Source organism: Streptomyces sp. MBT65 (assembly GCF_016612545.1).
Classification (GTDB): domain Bacteria; phylum Actinomycetota; class Actinomycetes; order Streptomycetales; family Streptomycetaceae; genus Streptomyces.
This window is the reverse complement of record NZ_JAENRY010000067.1, coordinates 18,807-35,729: the sequence shown is the minus strand read 5'-3', so window position 1 is coordinate 35,729 and position 16,923 is coordinate 18,807. Positions and strand designations below refer to the sequence as shown.

The 16,923-nt window shown below is 72.0% G+C and carries 13 protein-coding genes and 2 pseudogenes; 8 read left to right on the top strand and 7 right to left on the bottom strand.

The window, feature by feature from the left end; all coding sequences use genetic code 11:
* Positions 1–1,286 (top strand): annotated as a pseudogene (locus tag JHN63_RS17540) (discoidin domain-containing protein); the annotation flags it as partial.
* Positions 1,287–1,314: 28 nt separating this feature from the next.
* Here JHN63_RS17540 and JHN63_RS17535 read toward each other — a convergent pair.
* Positions 1,315–3,555 (bottom strand): DEAD/DEAH box helicase, encoded by a 2,241-nt coding sequence (locus tag JHN63_RS17535; RefSeq protein ID WP_200682006.1) that lies wholly within the window; start codon positions 3,553–3,555, stop codon positions 1,315–1,317.
* Between the two features lie 111 nt (positions 3,556–3,666).
* Positions 3,667–4,497: an SDR family NAD(P)-dependent oxidoreductase gene (locus JHN63_RS17530; protein WP_200682005.1), complete on the bottom strand. Its 831-nt coding sequence runs from the start codon at positions 4,495–4,497 to the stop codon at positions 3,667–3,669.
* Positions 4,498–4,587: 90 nt separating this feature from the next.
* Here JHN63_RS17530 and JHN63_RS17525 point away from each other — a divergent pair, with 90 nt between their 5' ends.
* Positions 4,588–5,496, top strand: a complete 909-nt coding sequence (locus JHN63_RS17525; protein WP_200682004.1) for a LysR family transcriptional regulator — start codon at positions 4,588–4,590, stop codon at positions 5,494–5,496.
* A gap of 87 nt (positions 5,497–5,583) precedes the next feature.
* Complete coding sequence (locus JHN63_RS17520) at positions 5,584–7,164, top strand: hypothetical protein (protein ID WP_200682003.1); 1,581 nt, start codon at positions 5,584–5,586, stop codon at positions 7,162–7,164.
* Here JHN63_RS17520 and JHN63_RS17515 read toward each other — a convergent pair.
* On the bottom strand, positions 7,149–8,900 hold the full coding sequence (locus JHN63_RS17515; protein ID WP_200682002.1) for a sigma-70 family RNA polymerase sigma factor: 1,752 nt from the start codon (positions 8,898–8,900) through the stop codon (positions 7,149–7,151). The genes JHN63_RS17520 and JHN63_RS17515 overlap by 16 nt on opposite strands.
* A gap of 207 nt (positions 8,901–9,107) precedes the next feature.
* On the opposite strand from JHN63_RS17515, the gene JHN63_RS17510 reads away from it, so the two are divergent.
* The 3 genes from JHN63_RS17510 to JHN63_RS17500 all read left to right on the top strand — a co-directional run bounded on the left by JHN63_RS17510 (position 9,108) and on the right by JHN63_RS17500 (position 11,699).
* Positions 9,108–9,524, top strand: a complete 417-nt coding sequence (locus JHN63_RS17510) for an SsgA family sporulation/cell division regulator (protein WP_200682001.1) — start codon at positions 9,108–9,110, stop codon at positions 9,522–9,524.
* Between the two features lie 63 nt (positions 9,525–9,587).
* A complete protein-coding gene (locus JHN63_RS17505; protein ID WP_200682000.1) occupies positions 9,588–11,021 on the top strand; it encodes an NAD(P)/FAD-dependent oxidoreductase in 1,434 nt (477 codons plus the stop codon).
* A 57-nt stretch (positions 11,022–11,078) separates the two neighbouring features.
* Positions 11,079–11,699 carry a hypothetical protein gene (locus JHN63_RS17500; RefSeq protein WP_200681999.1) on the top strand — a complete coding sequence of 207 codons (621 nt, stop codon included), beginning with the start codon at positions 11,079–11,081 and terminating at the stop codon, positions 11,697–11,699.
* Here JHN63_RS17500 and JHN63_RS17495 read toward each other — a convergent pair.
* A pseudogene (locus JHN63_RS17495) lies at positions 11,677–12,293 on the bottom strand (hypothetical protein). The gene JHN63_RS17500 and the pseudogene JHN63_RS17495 overlap by 23 nt on opposite strands.
* A 137-nt stretch (positions 12,294–12,430) precedes the next feature.
* Here JHN63_RS17495 and JHN63_RS17490 point away from each other — a divergent pair.
* Both JHN63_RS17490 and JHN63_RS17485 read left to right on the top strand, forming a co-directional pair.
* A complete protein-coding gene (locus JHN63_RS17490) occupies positions 12,431–13,093 on the top strand; it encodes a response regulator transcription factor (protein WP_200681998.1) in 663 nt (220 codons plus the stop codon).
* A complete protein-coding gene (locus JHN63_RS17485) occupies positions 13,090–14,433 on the top strand; it encodes a sensor histidine kinase KdpD (RefSeq protein WP_200681997.1) in 1,344 nt (447 codons plus the stop codon). The genes JHN63_RS17490 and JHN63_RS17485 overlap by 4 nt, the downstream gene beginning before the upstream one ends.
* Positions 14,434–14,443: 10 nt before the next feature.
* Here the strand turns inward: JHN63_RS17485 and JHN63_RS17480 are convergent, their stop codons facing one another.
* The 3 genes from JHN63_RS17480 to JHN63_RS17470 form a co-directional block, all read right to left on the bottom strand.
* Positions 14,444–15,235 (bottom strand): hypothetical protein, encoded by a 792-nt coding sequence (locus JHN63_RS17480; protein ID WP_200681996.1) that lies wholly within the window; start codon positions 15,233–15,235, stop codon positions 14,444–14,446.
* A gap of 173 nt (positions 15,236–15,408) precedes the next feature.
* On the bottom strand, positions 15,409–16,104 hold the full coding sequence (locus tag JHN63_RS17475) for a polysaccharide deacetylase family protein (RefSeq protein WP_200681995.1): 696 nt from the start codon (positions 16,102–16,104) through the stop codon (positions 15,409–15,411).
* Positions 16,105–16,141: 37 nt separating this feature from the next.
* The gene (locus JHN63_RS17470; RefSeq protein ID WP_200681994.1) at positions 16,142–16,783 is read right to left on the bottom strand and encodes a glycoside hydrolase family 11 protein; all 642 of its coding nucleotides are present in this window, start codon (positions 16,781–16,783) and stop codon (positions 16,142–16,144) included.
* Between the last annotated feature and the right edge of the window lie 140 nt (positions 16,784–16,923).

Genomic DNA, 16,923 nt, shown 5'->3' with positions numbered 1-16,923 from the left:
CGCCGGTCTGACCAGCGACAACTACGCCGGGATGGTCTTCTGGGACGCCGAGACCTGGATGTTCCCCTCCTTGCTGGCCACCCGTCCCGAGTTCGCCCGCCCGGTCCTCGACTACCGCGACCGCACCCGGCCGGCCGCCGCCGAGAACGCCGCGAAGACCTCGGTGAAGGGCCTGTTCTTCCCGTGGACGAGCGCGAGCCACGGCCGGCTGTGGGCAGAGTGCCAGAGCTGGCAGCCGCCGCACTGCCTCACCCAGAACCACCTCCAGGGCGATATCGCGCTGGCCGCCTGGCAGTACTACCTCGCCACCGGCGACCGCGCCTGGCTCCGCACCGAGGGCTGGCCGCTCCTCAACGGCCTTGCCCAGTACTGGACTTCGCGCGCGACCAGGAACACCGACGGCTCGTACTCCGTCAAGGAGGTCGCCGGACCCCGGTGCCGGGGCCGCCACCCTCGACTACTACGCGCAGCGCACCGACCCGGACGGCCCCGCCATGACCGACGCCGTCCACGCGATCGACGCGGCGGCGATCGGCGAGCCGGGCTGCGCCGCGTACACCTATCTGCGGCGGGCCTACCAGCCCTTCGCGCGCGGTCCGTTCGCCCTGTTCTCCGAGTCGCGCGGGGACAAGGCGGGCGCGTCCGACCCCCTCGCGGGCTCCCCCGCGCAGGACTTCCTCACCGGCAAGGGCGGCTTCCTCCAGGTCTTCACCCACGGCCTCACCGGCCTGCGGCTGCGCCCCGGCACCCTCCACCTGGACCCGAGCCTGCCGCCCCAACTCGCGGACGGCGTCCGCCTGTCGGGGCTCCGCTGGCGCGGTCGTACGTACGACATCGCGATCGGCGCGAGGACGACGACCGTACGGCTGCGCTCCGGGGCGCCGTTCACACTGGACACCCCCGAAGGCCGCCGCACCCTCTCCGGCACGGTCACCCTCAAGACCCGGCGCCCGGACCTCACCCCCACCACCGACCTGGCCCGCTGCCGGACAGTGACGGCGACCTCCTCGGAGTCCGGCCGCTACCCGGAGGCGGCGGTCGACGGCAGCCCCGCGACCGCCTGGTCCCCGGCCGGCGACCGCGGCTCGCTCACCGTCGACCTGGGCCGCCAAGTGCGTGTCAGGACGGTGCGACCCACCTGGACCAAGCAGCCGGCGTCCTTCACGGTCGAGGTCTCGGCGGACGGGCGCAGGTGGCACGCGCCGGACGGGACACCCGCCCGGTACGTCCGGGTCGTCGTCCGAGGCACGGGTGCCGCGCTCGCCGAACTCGACGTGCGCTCGTGACGGTGACCGAACGCCCTTGAGCGCAGGGTCAGTTGACCTCCGCCGCCAGTCGCCGCTGCTCCTCCTCCACGATGCGGCGGGCCAGCGTGGCGTCGGATATGTCGATCGCGTCCGGGGTGGCGTCCGCCAGGGCGCTGCGCCGGGCGAACCGGTCGAAGAGGCGGTCCTTGTTCTTGAGGATGGTCAGGAGCCGGTCGTCCACGCTGTCGGCGGCGAGCATGCGGTGCACCTGGACCGTGCGTATCTGGCCCATGCGGTGGACGCGGGCCACAGCCTGGTGCTCCACCGTCGGCTTGACCTGGGGTTCGCAGAGGATCACCAGGGAGGCGGCCTGGAGGTTGAGGCCGACCCCGCCCGCCTCGATCTGCGCGAGCAGGACGGCGTGGCCGGGGGCCTGGGTGAAGTCGTCGACCAGTTGCTGTCGGCGGGCCGCCGGGACGCTTCCGGAGATGGGTCCGAAGACGCGCTGCGCGCGCTTCTCCGGCTTCTCCAGGGGCTGTTCGAGCGCCTGCTCCACCGCCGCGAGGACGTCCCGGAAGTAGGAGAAGACCACCACCTTCACGCCGTTGTCCGCGGCCTCGGCGACCAGTTCCCGCAGGCGCTGGAGTTTCGCGGACTTCTCGGTGTCGGCGTAGGCGGCCCGGCGCATCGCCATGAAGTTGCCGTCTCCGACCGCGCGGTCGTAGGCCTCGCGGTCGGAGACGCCGAGTTCCACCCACTCGTCGACCTGGACCAGGGCGGGCAGTTCGGTGAGCACGTCCTTCTGGTTGCGGCGCAGATAGGCGGGGGCGACGGACGTACGGAAGGCCTGCGGTCCGGCCGCCGCGGTGCCGCCCCGGACGGTCGGGAGGAGGTCGGGGCGCAGATGCCGGACGAGGGTGCGGAACTCGTCGACGTGGTTCTCCATCGGGGTGCCGGTGAGGAACAGGACGCGGTCGCAGCGCTCGGTCCACAGGGCGACCGTCCTGGTGCGGCGGGTGTCCGGGTTCTTCACGTAGTGGGCCTCGTCCACGACGAGCATGCCCGGGGTGGGGCCGGTCGGCGCGTCCGCCTTGGGCCTCCTGTGCTTCGCCGACCTGTCGACCGGCGCGGGCAGGGTGTGCAGCGTGTCGAAGGTGGTGATCGCGACTCCGCCGCGCTCGGTCCACTCCCCGTAGGCGTCCTGTCGGTCCGGGCCGTGCACGGGCAGGGCGCGCAGGGTGCTGCGGGCGCCGATCTCGCGGGTCCAGTTGATCAGCACACTGGCCGGGCAGACCACCAGGAAGTGGCTGTGCCCCTCGGCCGCGAGATGGGCGAGTGCGGCGATGGCCTGGACGGTCTTGCCGAGCCCCATCTCGTCCCCGAGGACGACCCGCCGTTGGGCCAGGGCGAAACGCGCCCCGAACGACTGGTAACCGCGCAGTGAGACCCGGCGATGGGTGTCGTCCAGCGGCTGGGCGTGCACGCGCTCGGCCAGTTCGGCCGGCAGGAAACCCTCGCTCGCGGCGAGGTCCGGCTGCTGCCCGTCGACCTCGACAAGCTGGCTGTAGTACTCCGCGGACCGCAGCTCGAAGTCGACCCACGCCTCGATGTCGGAGACCGGCGGCCGCAGCAGGTCGGTGGAGGCCTGCGCGATCAGCAGCCGTACGTCCTTGGCCGCCGCGTCGGCGACCAGCTCGTGGAGTTCGGCGACCGCGGCGAGCGCGGCCTCCCGGCGGCGGCGACCGGCGACCGCCATCAGCAGCCTGCTGCTGGCGGGCCTGGCCACGGGCAGCAGCGCGCCGAGCCGCTCGTCGAGCCGGGTCGCCGCGTCCAGGGCGCGGCGCAGCTCGGGGCCCGCCTCGACGAGCCGTTGCAACGCGATCACCAGCGCGGTGGTGCGGGGTTCGGGGTGGTCGACGTCGATGCGGACGGAGACGGTCTCCCCGACGGCCCGCGCGATCTGCCGGGCCGCCGCGAGGGCGCGGTCGGCGGTCTGCTGTCCCACGCCGGGCAGTTGCCGCAGTGCGTACCGGCTCGCCTCGTGCACCGCGCGCACGGAGGTCAGTCCCGCCGCCTCCACGGCGCCGAGCCGCAGCCGCCCCTCGGTGACGTCCTTCAGGCGGGCGACCGGGATGGACTCCAGCTCCTGGGCGACGAGTTCGGCCCGCAGCGGCTCCAGCGCGGAGCGGACGGTGTCGAGGGCGCGGGTGTGGTCGGCGCGCAGGGCGCGCGCCACGTCGTAGAACCGCGTGCCTTCCGCGCACAGCGCCCTGACCCTGCCGCCCGCCCGCGGAACCTCGCCCTCCATGTCACCCCCCGCTGCCCGTCGCCACCCGTTCGTATCCCAGCGCGTCCATCGTGGCACGCGCCTCTGACAACGGGGACGGACCCGGGCGGGCCAAGGGTTTCCGGCCCTCCGTCAGGCGTCGAAGCCGGTCGCCCGGGTCCGCTTCTCCCAGGCCGCGATGTCGCCGCGCACCGCGTCGAGGTGACCGAGCACGGCGTCCACGGCGTCGTCGCCCAGTGGCAGGTGCAGCGGGGTCTCCTCGGCGTCGAGGGCGGCCAGGATGAGGGCCGCCGCCTTCGCGGGGTCGCCGGCCTGGGTGCCGTCGCCGCCGGAGACGAAACCGCGGGTCGCGCTCACCTTGGCGTACATACCGCTGTCGGCGCTGACCCCGGCGCGGCCGGTGTCGAAGAGGGCGGTCCGGAAGGCGCCCGGCTCGACGATCAGCACCTTGACGCCGTACTCGGAGACCTCGTCCGCGAGCCCCTCGGAGAGTCCCTCCAGGGCGAACTTCGTTCCGCTGTACGCCGAGAAGCCCGCGAAGGACATCTGCCCGCCCATGCTGCTCATCTGGACGATCGCCCCGGACCGCCGCTCCCGCATGGACGGCAGCACCGCGCGCGTGAGGGCCGCCGGCCCGAAGACATGCAGGTCGAAGAGGTCCCGCAGCTCCTGCTCGGTGGTCTCCTCGAAGGCCCCCACATGCGTACGGCCCGCGTTGTTGACCAGGACGTCGATCCGCCCGTGCCGCGCCACCACGTCCCGTACGGCCGCCTCCCCGGCCCCGGTGTCGGTGACGTCCAGGCGCAGCGCCTCCATCTGGTCGGGGTGGGCCGCCACCAGGTCGTCCAGTCCCTCGGTCCGCCGCGCCGCCCCCACGACCACGTCACCGGCGGCGAGCGCGGCCTCGACGATCGCCCGCCCGAACCCGCTGCTCGCGCCGGTCACCAGCCACACCTTGTTCATGACGTCTCCTCTTGGAATCCCGTGCTGCCCATCCGCGGACCAGCCTGCTCCCGCCCCCGATCGCCCGTCCAAGACCTAAGCTCATAACCGATGGCTATGACGAGGGACGTCCATGTCCGGGACCTGCGCTACTTCGTCGCGGTCGCCGAGGAGCTGCACTTCACGCGCGCGGCCGAGCGCCTGTACGTGTCGCAGCCCGCGCTGAGCAAGCAGATCCGGGCGCTGGAGCGGCAGTTGGGCACCGAACTGTTCCGCCGCGACCGGCAGGGCGTCGCGCTCACCGCCGCCGGGACGGCCCTACTGCCGTACGCAGAGCGGGTGTTGGCGCTCTGGGCGGAGGCCGGGTCCGCGCTGGCGGAGGCGACCGCGGCCGAACGCAGCACCCTGGTGGTCGGTATGAGCACCAGCCCCGGCCGGGGCGGCCTGCTGCCCGCGATCCGCTCCCGCTTCACGGCCGCGCACCCGGAGGCTGTCGTACGGCTGCGGCAGGTGAGCTGGGACGATCCGACGGCCGGGCTCGCGGACGGGGACACGGACGTCGCCTTCGTCTGGCTGCCGCTGCCCGACGCGGAGCGCTACGGCTGGACGGTGGTCGCCGAGGAACCCCGCCTGGTCGCGCTCCCGGACTCCCATCCGCTGACCGCCCGCGCCGAGATCGACTTCGCGGACCTCCTCGACGAGCCGTTCCTCGCCCTGCCCGCCGACGCGGGCCCGTTGCGCGACCACTGGCTCGCCCTCGACGAACGCGGCGGCCGGGCACCGCGCGTCGGGGCGGAGATCGCGGGCACGGAGGAGACGTACGAGGCGCTGGTCGCCGGTCTGGGCATCTGCCTGGTGGCCACGGGCAACGCGCATCTGATCACCCTCGGCGGAGTGACCACCCGCCCGGTGCGCGGCCTTTCACCGAGCCGGTACGCCCTGGCCTGGCGGCGCGAGGACGGCGGACGGCCGCTGGTGAGGGCGTACGCGGAGGCGGGCCGGCTGGTGGCAGGGGGGTGATCGAACACCTCTGCGGCCCGGCTACGATGAGCCGGTTTCGGGGGTGGGGGTTCCATCGGGACCCTGTCGGTTTCCTGAGGGGGATACATGTCCGTACGACGGCCAGGACGCGCGCCGATCGTTTTCGTCGGCGTGGCCGTGCTCGCGCCGCTGTTCGTTCCCGCCGCCACCGCGCAGGCGGCGTCGAGTTCGCTGACCGTGACCACGCTGGGGCGGCACGGCGCCAAGGTGGCGACGACGGTGACCGTCGTCAACGCGACGTCGGGTGAGACGCGCACCGTCAAGTCGGGCAAGCGGCTGAGCCTGCCCGCGGGCCGGTACATCGCGATGACCGACATCTACGAGAGCGTCACGGACGGTCTCGGCACCGACACCATCGGCGCGCAGGTCGTGACGGTGTCGGGGGCCAAGTCCGTGACGCTGGACGCCCGTAAGGGCAAGCCCGTCAAGGTGTCGCTGGACACCCCGGCCGATGTGACGGGTCCGGCCCGGATCAGCGCGCAGGTGTGCGCCGCCGACCTGGGCATGCCCTCCGCGTACAGCGTGGGCGGCTGGAACGACGCGGGGTCGCTCTACGCGATCCCCAACTCCTCCAAGCTGCTCCAGTTCGGGTACATGGCGCAGTGGTCGGGCAACGACAACTATGTCGCGGTGAAGAACACGACCGGCATCCCGGCCGCGCCCGGCGGTGCGTTCAAGCGGTCGAAGCTGGCGACGCTGCGCTTCTCGGTGCGCGCCGGGACGCAGATGGGCACCCAGAACGACACCGCGCTCCAGCCCGAGCCCAAGGTCGACGACTGCACGACCGACCTGTACGCCAACGTCACCGACGACAGCGCGCCGTTCACCACCACGGTCCATGTGACGCCCGGGACCTGGCAGCCGCGCGACGACGTGATCGCGAACAACGGCGATGTCGTCAGCGGCGGTTTCCCGGCGACCAGGACGCTGAAGGCGGGGCAGAGCTTCACCCAGTCGTTCGGGCGGGCGGTGTGGAGCCCGATGCACTATCTGCCGACGGTCTGGCAGAAGTCCGTGAACTTCGTGCCGGACGCGCTGATCGGCGACCCCGACGTGGGGGTCTGGGGCGCCGATCCGACGAAGGAGACGGTGGTCCTGTCCAAGGGGAGCACCACGATCAAGAAGCAGACCCTGACCAACTGGGCCTCCTCCGACGCCTCGTTCGCCGCGCGCATCCGCTCGGCGGGCACCTACCGGCTGACCGTGGACGCCCACCGCTACCGTCCGGGCATCACCTTCCCGTCCGGCATGCTGTCGTCGCGCGTCACCCTCGACTGGCGGTTCAAGGCCGACCCGGCCAAGTCGGTGGTCGCGTCCGTCTTCATGACCCGCTTCCTGCCGGCCGGTCTCGACAGCCGCAACCGGGCGCAGCCGAACAGCACCACGTCGGTCACCGTCAGCGCGGGGCGCGGATCCCAGGGCCCCGACATCAAGTTCACCAAGTCGACGGTCAAGTCCCTGAAGGTGTGGGCGTCTTCGGACGGCGGCACCACCTGGAAGGCCGTCTCCGTCACCCGCTCCGGGTCCGCCTGGAAGGCCGCCGTGCACAACCCGGCCTCCGGCGCGGTCGCCCTGCGCTCCCAGGTGACCGACTCGGCCGGCGGCACGTCGGTGGAGACGGTCTACCGCGCCTACGCGATCGGCTGATCCCCGTCGGCCTCGACGGCCCGACCACAGGGCCGGTCGCGGACCGGGGGATCAACGGGCTGGGGATCGGAGGGAGTTGGAGCCTCCGTGGACGGCTCGGGTGTAGGTGTGGGCGTGGGTGACGGTGACGACGGTTCGGACGGGGCGGTGGGCTCCGGAGTGGTCGTGGGCTCCGGGGTCGTCGGCTCGGGAGTCGTCGGCTCGGAGGCGGTGGGTTCCGGAGTCGTCGGCTCCGGAGTCTCCTTCACGGGGTCGCTCGGAGCCGGGTTCGCGGGGGTCGACTCCGTCGGGGTCGGCTCACCGGGGGTCGGCTCGGCGGGAGTTGGAGTTGGCTCGGCGGGAGTTGGAGTTGGCTCGGCGGGAGTCGATTCCGTCGGAGTCGGCTCCGGATAGGTCGGCTCCGTGGGAGTCGGCCCCGGCTCCGTGACCACCGGCGGTGTCGGAGTCGGCTCCGGTTCCGGCGTCCCCTTCACCGGCGGAACAGGAACCGGTTCCGTCGTCACCGGCGGAACCGGAACAGGTTCCGTGCTCACCGGCGGAACGGGTATCGGCTCCGTACTCACCGGCGGTGTCTCTACAGGAGCCGTAGGAGCGGGTGTTCCTCCGCTGTCCCCCACCGGCGTGCTGGTCGGCCTCGGGCGCGTGATGCCAAGTGAGGCTGGAGACACCGCACTTGTTCCCCCGTCCGGCGCGGGCGTCGTGGAACCGCCGGAGGCGACCGGTGTCTTCGAGGGCTTGCTGGTCCGTGGCTGGGACGCCACCGGGGCCTGGGAGACCGGGACTTCGGCGACCGGACCCTTAGCGACCGGGACCTCCGTGGCGTCGCCGCCGCCGAGGACCACGATCACCGCGACGGCACCCGCCACGGCCGCGCCGACCGCGGCGACCACCGGGGTCTTCGCGGCGCCGGCCGCCGCATGCCGTACGCCGTGCAGCAACCCGCCGCCATGACCGCCCGCCGCGGCACCCGCGGACCCCGCGCCGAACGCGAGCAGGAACTTGCCCGCGCCGCCGAGCGCGAACACCAGCAGGGCCGGTGCCACGAGCGCGGGCAGCCGGTCGTTGGCGCGCATCAGGGCCGCGAGGCGGGCCCGGCAGTCGTCGCACGCGTCGACGTGGCCGAGGAGCCGTTCGGACTGCCGCTCGGTGGCGCCGCCGCGTACGTACGCGGGCATCCGGGCCCAGTGGACCTGGCACGCGGGATCGTCCGGAGCACTGGTCTGGGCGCGCAGGAACGCCTGCCGCATGCCTTCGCGCGCCCGGTGCAGCAGGACGGCCGTCGCGCCCTCCTTGGTGCCGAGCTGCGGGCCGATCGCGGCCAGCGGCAGCCCTTCCGCCTCGGCCAGCCACAACGCCTTCACCCACCGCTCGGGCAACTGCTCAAGTACCCGCACCAGCAGGTCGGTCGAGGACACCTGCTCGGCCGGATCGCCTCCGTGGACCTGGTCGTGCGCCCGTTGCGCGCCGACCCGCTCGCCGACCTCCGGATCGAGCGGCGTCTCGCGCGCGGCGCTCCCCGCGGCGGTCGCGAGGTGCTTCACGGTGGTCATCAGGTACGCCGGTACGTTGTCGATCTCGTGCCCGGCGGACAGCCTGCGCCACACCCTGAAGTGCGCCTCGGCGACGAGGTCTTCGGCCACCCAGGCGTTCCGGGTGAGCGAGCGGGCGTAGGCGACGAGGCGCGGCTGCTGCTCCTCGTAGATCCGGGCGTACTCGGCGGTGGGACCGTCGTTCATGGCAGCAACGCTCCAGTTGCCAGCGGGGCGGGGAAGGGTTTGTACCCTAGATGGCAAAACTTTCAATTAAAGTTGCAGTCGCCCCCCAAGGTGACACACGTCACATGAAGTGGTGTGCGCAACGGCGTAATCAAAGGCCCCTCCACGTGATCAAGGAGGGTGTGTCGGCACAACGGCCGCCGCCCCGCCCGAAATCGGAGACCGCCCATGAGCCCCGTCACCCTGGAACAGCCCACCGGCGCCCGTCTGATCGCCGACGACGACCAGGAGTTGGCCGTGACGGTCACGCTGCGCTACTCCTCCGGCGACCCCTTCGCCGTACAACTCCTGTTCCCCGCCTGGATATCGCTCGACGGCAAGAAGGTGACGTGGACCTTCGCCCGGGCGCTGCTTGAGGAGGGCCTCGACACCCCGGCCGGGATGGGCAACGTGCACATCAGGCCGTACGGCCCCGCCCACACGGCCGTCGAGTTCCACTCGGCGGAGGGCATCGCGATGATCCGCTTCGACACGGTCGCCCTGCACCACTTCCTGCGCCGCACCTACCGGGTGACGGAGCCGGGCCGGGAGGCCCTGGGGCCGACCCTCGACCGAGGGCTCGCGTCACTGCTCGACGGCGCCTGAGGGGCGGGGACGGCGCTCAACTCCCCCATGCGCTCGGGAAGTTGGGATTGTTATCGTCCCCTCATGACGGAATCACCGCACCGGATGTCCACCCGTGCCGTCGTCGTCGGAGGCAGCCTCGCCGGCCTGCTCGCCGCTGCCGCCGTCCGGGACCACGTCGACACCGTCGAGATCATCGAGGCGCACGGCCTGCCCGAGGGGCCCGAGGCACGCCCCGGTGTTCCCCAAGCGGCGCATTTCCACGTCCTGTTGTCCGGTGGGGCGAACGCGATCGAGGAGCTGCTGCCCGGCACCGTCAAGGAGTTGCTGGCCGCGGGCGCCAACCGGGTGCCCATGACGACGAACATGCTGATCTTCTCGCCCGAGGGCTGGTACCGGCGCTGGCAGCGGGGCAGCCACTATCTGATCACCGCGAGCCGCGACCTCACGGACTCCGTCGTCCGCGGGCAGGTGCTGAAGGACCCGCGCATCAGCGTGCGCCCGCACACCAAAGTCACCGGCCTGCTGGGGAGTTCGCGCCGTGTGACCGGCGTACGGCTGCGCGCGGGGGACGGCACCGAGAGCGAACTGACCGCGGATCTGGTCGTCGACGCCTCCGGAAGGGCGGCGCGCACTCCGCAGTGGCTGGCCGAGTTGGGTATCTCGGGCCTGGCCCAGGACCGCATCGACTCCGGCATCGCGTACGCCAGCCGGGTCTACCGCGCCCCCGTCCCCACCGACAACTGGCCCGTGATCAGCGTCCAGGCCGACCCGCGGACGGGCGAACCCGGCCGGACCGGCGGCATCGTCCCGATCGAGGACGGCCGCTGGCACGTCAGCCTGATCGGCACCCCGGGCGCCCAACCCACCCGCGAGGCGGCCGAGTTCGAGCCGTACGCCCGCACCCTCCGCCACCCGGTCATCGCCGATCTCCTGGCCCACGCCGAGCCGCTCACCGACGTGGCCCTGACCCACAGCACGGTCAACCGCCGCTACTACTACGAACGGCTCACGTCCTGGCCGGAGGGCCTGGTGGCGCTGGGCGACTCGGTCGCCGCGTTCAACCCGGTGTACGGCCACGGAATGTCGGTGGCGGCCCTGGGCGCCGTGGCCCTCCGCGCCCGGCTGTCCTCGCTGGGCCTCGCCAACGGCCTCTCCCGGAAGGCGCAACGGGCCATCGCGGGTCCCGTCGAACTCGCCTGGAGTCTCGCCGTGGGCCAGGACATCCACTACGCGACGACAGAGGGCAGGAGCGCGAACACGGCCGACCGCCTCCTCCAGCGCTACGTCAGCCGCCTCTCCCACACCGCCACGGGCTCGTACCACGTGGCCACCGCGATGACGGAGGTCCTGACCCTCCAGTCGCCGGGCACGGCCCTGCTCCGGCCGAGTGTCCTTGCGGCGGCGCTGATGGGGCCGCCGCGGCCGCGACTCGACGGGCCCACGTTCACGGGCGGGGAGCGGCGGTTGCTGGCCGAGGCGGGGATCCGGCTGCCCGGGGTCACCGCGCAGAGCTGACCGGGCTCACCAAGGATCGCAGGCCGGATTGTCAGTGGCGGCTGCTTTCATGACGTCATGAGCACCGTGCACGAGGCAGCCGCCCTCCTCCCCGACCCCGCGGAACTCCGCGTCCATCTGCGCGCGTTGGCGTTCCTGGACGCGACGATCGGCGACGATCCGGAGTTCGTCGACCACACCTTCGACGCGAACTGGGGCCCCGACACGGAAGCCGCCCTGATGGACAACGGCTCGGGGGACGACTTCTCCGTCCTCTTCACCCCGGCCGGCGTGCTCATACGCGGCTTCGACCACGAGTCGGAGATGAGCCCGTACGGGACGGACGACGGACAGGTCTGGCCCGGCGTCGTCGACGACGTGCCCGCCGCGCTGCGTCCGTCGCTGGACGATCCCGCGTTCACCGACGCGTACCTGGGCGTCGCCCGCGTCACCGCCTGTCTGTGGCGCGAGACCGGCGACACCGCCTGGCGCACCGGTTCGGCCATCGACTTCCCGGCCGGCAACACGCACCCGGACGGCGCCGACCACCTCTTCCGCCTCCTCACCGACCGCTCCCCCGAGACGGTCCAGGCCCACTTCGAGGACTACTACGAACGCCCTGTCCCCCTCGACGCCGTCCGCCATGTCCTCGCCGGACACCCCGTGACCCCGGCGATCATGACGGCTCTCGGTCGATGACGTCCCTGCGGGTCACCCCGAGGAACACCACCAGGCCGAGGATGACCGCCAGGACAGCGCGCTCGTGACGACGGTGCCGAGGCCGCCGTCGCCGGTCGGCTGCGAGAGGTAGTCGCCGATCCAGGCGCCCAGCGGGCGGGTGAGGACGTAGGCGATCCAGAAGCTCCACACGGCGTCCAGGCCGAAGGCGAAGTGCGCGACCGCCCCGATGGCCAGGGCGAACAGGACGGCGGCCAGCCAGTAGCCGAGGTCCATGCGCTCGGAGACCAGGTCACCGGCGGCGGTGCCCAGCGCGAAGGTGAACAGCACGGCGAGCCAGTAGACGTCGGCGCTGTACGCCCGTGTGCGGAACTGCATCACCAGCGCGACGGCCAGCAGCCCGCTCATCAGCGGCGACACCTCGGTCAGGCCCAGTCCGGCCTTCTCGTTCAGCAGGTCGGCCGCGGTCTCGCCGACCGTCGTGCACAGCACCTTGATGATCCAGAAGTAGGCGGTGACTTCCGGCACCTTGTTCCAGCGCGGCCGAGCGGCACCGGCCACGGCGGCCCCCGAAGTCCCGGAGGTCTCAGCGGTCTCGGAGGTTTCGTAGGTCATGCGGCCCGACCGTGCCGGCGGACACCTGAACGCTTCCTGACCGCCGTACGGCGCGCTCCCGCACCACCATCGTCTACAGTTCCGTAGACCGTCTACAGGATTGTAGTCGGAGTACGTCGGCGGAGTCAGGGAGGACCATGCGCCGGACCATCCTGGTCGTCGAGGACGATCACGCCCTGCGGGACGTGCTGATGCGCGGACTGCGCGACGAGGACTACGACCCCGTCCCGGCCCCGGACGGCGCGACCGCCCTGCGCCTGGCCACCGCCGAGGTCTCCGCCGCCGTACTCGACATCGGGCTGCCCGATGCCGACGGGCGGGACGTGTGCCAGGCGATGCGGGCGAACGGGTTCCGCTCCCCGGTCATCTTCCTCAGCGCGCATCACCGGCTGCCCGACCGGCTGTCCGGGTTCTCGGCCGGGGGCGACGACTATCTGCCCAAGCCGTTCCACCTCGCCGAACTCGCGGCCCGGCTGCGGGCGGCCCTCCGGCGGGCGGCGCCCCCGATCGCCGCCACCACGGGGGACCTGGTCCTGGACGCCGTCCGGCACACGGTCGACGTCCGGGACACCCGGGTCGACCTGACACCGACCGAGTTCCGCCTGCTGGCCGCGCTCATGGCGGCCACCGGCGGCATCGTCACCCGCCGCGAACTGATCCGCGCGGGCTGGCCCGAAGGGGCCCAGGTCCACGACAACACCCTCGACCAGTACCTGACCCGACTGCGCCGAAAACTCCGCGAGGCGGGCAGCACCCACACGATCGGCACGTCCCGCGGCGTCGGCCACCGGCTGTCATGAACGGGGTCCGCCGCCTGACCCCCCGCACCCTCCGCGGCCGCCTCTCCCTCGTCGCGCTCCTCACCGCCGCGCTGCTGATGCTGGTCCTCACGGTGGCGTTCAACTCCGTCGCCCGGCACCGGCTCCAGCACCAGGCGGACGAGGAACTGCGCACCCGTGCCGCCGCCGTCGCGACGACTGTCGACACCAGGGGTACGACGGTGCGTGTCCTGGAGAGTTCGAACGACGCGCTGCTCGACGCCAACGTCTGGATCTACACCGGCCGGCACCTGCTCGAACAGCCGCCCGCCGCAGCGCAGTTGACCCGCGTGGCCGACGCGCTGGCCCGGCGCGGCGGGCAGCGGTGCGTCACCGCGACGGTGCGCCGTCCGCTGCGGCTCTGCGCGCAGCCGGTGGCCGGGCCGGGGAGCCGGGCCACCGTCGTCACCGCGCTCGACCTCTCCCCGTACCGGAGTTCGGCCGACACCCTACTCCTGGGCTCGCTCGCCCTGGACGCCCTCATGCTCGCCTGCACCTACGCCCTGACCCGGCTGGCGGTCGGCCGCGCGCTGCGCCCTGTCCGCACGATGACCGACCAGGCCACCCAGTGGAGCGCGGTCGCCTCCGAGGAACGGTTCGGCAGCGTCCGGCAGCCGGCCGAACTCGCCCGGCTCGGCGGCTCGTTGGACGCCCTGCTGGACCGTATCCGCACCCTTCTGCGCTACGAGCGCCGACTCACCGGCGAGCTCTCGCACGAGCTGCGCACCCCGCTGAGCCGGATCGTCGCCGAGCTCGACTGGTGGCAGGCCCGCCCCCGCACCGCCGACCAGACCAGCGCCACCCACCAGGTCATCGCCGATGCCGCCGAGTCCATGCGCACGATCTGCGACACCCTCCTGGACGACGCCCGCGACAGCACCCTCGCCGCGCCGGGCACCACCGAGGTCCTGCCGGTACTGCACATGCTGGCCCAAGTCCCGTACGCGCCAAGCCATTTGACGATCACGGCGGACGGCCCGCACCTGGTGGCCGGAGTCCCGCCCGCCCTCCTCGAACGCATCGTCAGCCCACTCCTCGCCAACGCCTGCCGCTACGCCGTCACCACGGTCACCCTCCGCGCCCACCGGACACCCGACGGCGTCCGCGTCGACATCGTGGACGACGGCCCCGGCGTACCGCCCCGGTTCGCGGCGCGGCTCTTCGAGCCCGGCCGACGCGCGGATCCCGGCGACGGACACGCCGGGGCGGGCCTCGGCCTGCCACTGGCGCGCCGCCTGGCCCGTTCCGCCGGCGGCGAGGTGTCGTACGACGCCGAACACGCCCCAGGGGCACGGTTCGTGGTCACCCTGCCCGCCGGATGAGAACGGGCCCTCACGCCGGGGCGTCGCGCCGGACGTCCTTGCGGGAGACCGCGAGGTAGCCGACGAAGCCGAGGATCGCCACCGTCCAGGCGAGCGTGACCGGACCGAGTCCCCAGTCCAGACCGCCCCGCTGGTGACCGACGGCCATCCAGTCGGCGACCGAGGCACCGAGCGGACGGGTGAGGACGTACGCCGCCCAGAACGCGGCCACCGCGTTCAGCCCGCCCCACCGGTGCGCGAGGTACGGAACCGCGATGGCGGCGCCGTAGAGGAACGCGGAGCCCAGATAGCCCAGGCCGATCGTGGCGGTGAGGTCGCCGCAGGCCGTGCCCAGCGCGAACGTGGCGAGCACGGTGGCCCAGTAGAAGACCTCACGGCGCCGGGTGTGGATGCTGTGGATCGACAGGGTGCCCTCGCTGCGGTACCAGAGGACGAAGACGGCGGCCAGTACGGCCATGAAGAACGGCGTGGAGAGCGCATACGGCACCCCGAGGCCGACGTGCAGGACGTCGGCGGCCATCGTGCCGAACACGCTGACCATGACGATCGCCGTCCAGTAGACCCAGGCCACGTACCGCCGGACCGCGAACTGCACGGCCAGGGCGGCCACCAAGGCGACACCGCCGAGGCCGACGGCGGGGATCGGGCCGAACGCGTGGGCCAGGAAGTCGGAGGCGGTCTCCCCCATGCCGGTCGTCAGCACCTTGATGATCCAGAAGTAGACGGTCACCTCCGGCACCTTGCTCGCCGCGTGCCGGATGCGGCGCGAGGGCCGGTCGTGAGTGAGGTGATCCATCGTCATGGCAGGCACGATGACATGGCGAACGGTGGTTGCCCCAGACCCTTTTGCCAGACCTTTGGGGCTTCCGGTGCATGAGTTGCCCGAGACCCCTCCGAGCCTGAACACAACCTGAAAGCGCAGGTCAATGCCCTGGCCAGAGGGGTACGGGGGTGGTACGGGCGGCGCGGCTGCCGCTATCCGGGGGCGACCGCGCGACCGGTCTGCGGCGAGATCATCCCGGCGCACAGACCGCGGGCGGCCAGCCCCTGCGCGATGCGCGGGATCGCCGCGACCGTGTTGGCCGGCCAGTCGTGCATGAGGATGATCTGGCCGTTGGTGAGCCGGCCGGCCGCCGCGACGATCGCGTCGGCGCTCGCACCGTTCCAGTCCTGCGAGTCGACGTCCCAGATGATCTGCGTCAGACCGTACTTGGTCGCTACGGCCTTCACCGTCGCGTTGGTCTCGCCGTACGGCGGACGGAACAGCCTGGGGGTGCCGCCGCCCGCGGCCGCGATGGCCTGCTGGGTGCGGGAGATCTCCGAGTCGATCGTCGCCTGGGTCTGCTGGGTGAGGTGCGGGTGGGTGTAGCTGTGGTTGCCGACCCACATCCCGGCGCTGACCTGCGCCTTGACCTGCGCCGGGTAACTGGCCGCGAACTGGCCCTCGTTGAACATCGTGGCCCGAAGACCGTTCTGCCGCAGCGCGTTGAGGAGGGTGGGCGTGTTGCCGGACGGGCCGTCGTCGAAGGTGAGCCCGACGTATCCGCCGCACGTCGCGGCGCGCGCCGGGGTGTTGACGCCGACGGTGAGGGTGCCGGCGGCGGCCAGGGCGAGGACGGCAAGGCCGGTGACCTGCCGGGCGACCAGGGGTCGTAACGAGGCGTGTTTCATGTGAAGTGCTCCTCCAGCATGGGGAGTTGATGGATGGTCAGCTCACGGTGATGCTGGATTTCCCGCTGCTCTGGTAGCCCTCGGTCGCGAGGATCATGTAGTAGCGGAAGCTGCCGAGCGGCATTCCGGCGCGGGCCCAGGCGTCGAAGTGGTTGCCGGTGGTGATGGTGCCGCCGGTGCGCTTCGTCTGCCGCACGCTCCAGTACTGGTCGAAGGTCTTCGTGCCTTCCACGGAGGGGGCGTTGTACCGCGTCGTCTTGTAGATGTCGTACGTCCCGCCGTCGCTGGTGACGGTGCCCTTGTACGTGCCGGTGGGCCGGTAGGTGCCCCAGTTGTCGACGACGTAGTACTCGACGAGCGGGCTCGACGTCCAGCCGTAGAGCGACAGATAGCCGTTGCCGGACGGGGTGAAGGTGCCCGAGTACGTCACGCTCCGGCGACCGCCCGTGCTCCAGCCCTTGCCCGCGACGAAGTTGCCGGTGTTGCTCCACGTGGTGCCGTAGTTGCCGCCGGAGCCGAGGGTCATGGAGACCGTCCCCGGGGCGTCGGTCCAGAACGAGTAGTAGTAGCCGTTGTTGGTGCCGGTCTGGTTCGTGGTGACGACCGTGTCGGCACGGGCGGTGCCGGGCAGGGTCAGCAGCGCCAGGAAGGCCAGCAGGAGTGCGGGTGACTTTTTCATGGGGGGTGTTTCCTCCTCGTCCGGTGGCGACACGGTCATGAGTCGTGGGTCACGTCGGCGTCAGTGTTGGCCTGCCCCTGTCAACTGTCAATAGTTTCGGTGCCGAGAGCGAAATATTCGAATTCATTCAACGCCGGGCG